The following is a 663-nucleotide window of genomic DNA, read 5'->3' as shown; positions in this document are numbered from 1 at the left end:
ACCCAGCTCCAGACTGGTTCGGCAAGCTTAACAACAGGGGTAAAGAACTATACAGACGGTGTGACATCGCTCTCTAAAGGAATTGATCAGCTTGCAGGTAGCACCGGCTCTTTAGCAACAGACACTAACTCGTTGGCAACCGGTTCATCGGATTTAACCAATGGTCTTCAACAATTGAGTGGCTCTGTCGATAGCCAAAATAAGCAAGCCGCCGAATCAGCAGCCAAGCTTCAAGAAAGCCTCACAAAGTATGAAGCCACCTTAAAAGCCAAAACCAATCAAGATCCGGATTTGGTTGCCGGTTTTGAACAACTCGAGACAAATATCAATGCTTTAATGACTCAGACCGAAAGCAGTGGCACGTCGCTGTCGACGACTCTTAATCAGAAACTGATTCCTGGCTCAAAAAAGGTTTCAGATGGTCTGACGACACTTAACCAGCGGTTCCGACATTAACAGCTGCTATTACTGGTCTTCAAAACGGTGCTACGAAAATCATCTCTAACAATGATCAACTTGTGACCGGGACGAATAGCTTGAACAGTGGCATCAACCAGCTAGCAACAAAAGCACCTTCACTGGTTGATGGCGTCAGTCAACTCTATTCCGGCTCTGGCAAAGTTTCTGGCGGCTTAAGCACCTTAAACGGTCAAATCCCAACGC

The 663-nt window shown here is 46.6% G+C and carries 1 pseudogene; it reads left to right on the top strand.

Annotated features, from left to right (window positions below):
- Positions 1-663: pseudogene (locus tag GSO_RS16170) on the top strand (Mce/MlaD family protein); the annotation flags it as partial.

This window comes from Lacticaseibacillus zeae DSM 20178 = KCTC 3804, assembly GCF_000260435.1.
GTDB classification, from domain to species: Bacteria; Bacillota; Bacilli; order Lactobacillales; family Lactobacillaceae; genus Lacticaseibacillus; species Lacticaseibacillus zeae.
This window is presented reverse-complemented; position numbering and strand designations above follow the sequence as displayed.